Origin of the sequence: Shigella sp. FC1967, from assembly GCF_001743005.1 — a bacterium.
Lineage (GTDB): Bacteria > Pseudomonadota > Gammaproteobacteria > Enterobacterales > Enterobacteriaceae > Proteus.
In genome coordinates this window covers 1-2106 of the sequence record NZ_MIIZ01000896.1, presented here as the reverse complement: position 1 = coordinate 2106, position 2106 = coordinate 1, and the positions used below count along the sequence as shown (strand labels likewise).

General features: G+C 34.8%; 1 protein-coding gene. It reads right to left on the bottom strand.

Features of this window, described 5'->3' with window-relative positions:
- Nucleotides 1-344: 344 nt before the first annotated feature.
- Nucleotides 345-1706, bottom strand: a complete 1362-nt coding sequence (locus tag BHE89_RS15475; protein WP_286146205.1) for a DUF637 domain-containing protein — start codon at nucleotides 1704-1706, stop codon at nucleotides 345-347.
- Nucleotides 1707-2106: the final 400 nt, after the last annotated feature.

Below are 2106 nucleotides of genomic sequence, written 5' to 3'. Positions count from 1 at the left end.
TGGCATTACCGTTACTAAATTACCTAAATTATCCGTTAAAATTGTTATGATATTCGTTGAGTTTTTAGTAAATTTATCAATGCCAATATATTTATCTAACCAATTAATTTCATTTTAGTCTTCCTGGCATTACCGTTACTAAATTACCTAAATTATCCGTTAAAATTGTTATGATATTCGTTGAGTTTTTAGTAAATTTATCAATGCCAATATATTTATCTAATATAATAACTCTTTCATACAATTTTTCATCTTTACTATTGATGATTCTACTAATTTTTATTTTTGAAATATCATTACTTTGAAGTATTAGCTTTAAATCTACTTGACTTATAGTGAATTGGCTAGCATTTTTTATCTGAAAAATGCCGATGAATCACATGTACCCAACCACGCTTTAAGTTACCATTATCAATATTAATTCTAGATTGAACAATAGGATGGTCTAATTCATTTTTAGAAACTACTGTTTTGGCTCCATTAGATACTTTATATCCATTCGTAGTTACTCCTGAATATATTATAAGTTCCCTGTTATTGATTATTTCAATCGCTTTTTTATGGGTAGTTATTAATAATTTTTCTTGTTCTACTATCGGTTTTATAGCAGTAATGTTTAATTTGCCTGACGTTATTAAAGACTTTGCGCTATTAGCTAACATGCTAGAAAAAGCTTTAGCACTTTCTTCTGAACTTGCTAACACCTTATAACCGCTGCCAAAAGTGACGCCTGCTATTGCTGCTTCTGGAGCCGATATCCCAGCAATATTAATACCTAGCTGATTAGTACAATAAACCCAATTAGATTTACATGTATTAAATGCAACTTGAGCAATAGTGATAAGTTCAGGTGTTGCTGCAATAACTGTATGACCAGCAATAAAACTTGCACTTCCTCCTAAACCAAGAGCGATTGCAACCATTCCTGCATTTCGTCGATTGACAACTCTTTCTGCTGCTGCAACATCTCCTTTCGAAGCAGCGATCATATCCTTATTATTTTCTAAAGCTAAGTTAGAAAGCATATGTTCACTGTAATTATGCCGATAAACTAATTCCGCAGAATTAGCCGCAGAAAATACGCCCTCAGGCTTACGAGTCACAATAGCGCCTGTCAGTGCACCAATTAATTTAGTGAGCTGTGTTTGACCTTCATTGCCATGCATTGCCTCTTGAATTAATGCAACTTGTCTGTCAGTTTCATTTAAATAACTAGGCTCAAATAATTTACTTTGTAGCGATATCGCCGCTATCTCTGCTGCCAAAGCACCCGCGACTGCACCAGTAACACTGCCTCCTGCAATTTCTGCACTAATACCTGCTACGACGCCATGACTTAAAACTTTTCCTGCATGCCCTAATACCGCACCGTTATCACCAATGAGATTGGCGCCTTCTGCGTGAAATTGACTGCCGATATGGTTTAATAACGCAGTTTTAAAATTATCAATAAAACTGCCACCTTGAATGGCTGTGCCTAGTGTAGAACTCACTACTGACTGTGAGGCAACGCGTTGAGCAACTTGAGTCCATGTGGCGTTATCCGTCGCAAGCAACTTGCCTGTTGAGGGTAAGGTTCCTCCTTGGATTGCCTGATCCCAACCCATAAATTGGTCAAGACCTTGCAATGCCCCTGCAACCACCATACTGGTAACGACTGACTTGACAGTGTCACTACGACCTAATGACTCTAGAGTTTTAGAGATATTGCCTTTGTTTTCAACTAAAGAAACAGTCGCTTACGAAACTAAAGAAGCAAAACCGTTAATGATTGTTCTTTTTGGGATTTAATATCCGCAGAGATACCTTGTGGTGTATAAATTGTGAGCTACCCGCCAATATAGAGTTCGGGTAATTATCGCCATTCATTGTTAATTATTAGCATGATTGCTTTTCAATAAAAAAATAAAACCATTACTTAGTTATTATTTTAGAAATAATATTAAGTGATGGTTTTTAGTTTAGAAGAATATTTTTATTAAAGAATAAACAATTAAATTTATTTATTCTGAATACATTCGAGTAAAATAATCGCTAATTTTATTATTATCAAGCAATCTATCTTTGGTAAAATCAAGACTATCAGAGACGACAATATATTTTCTT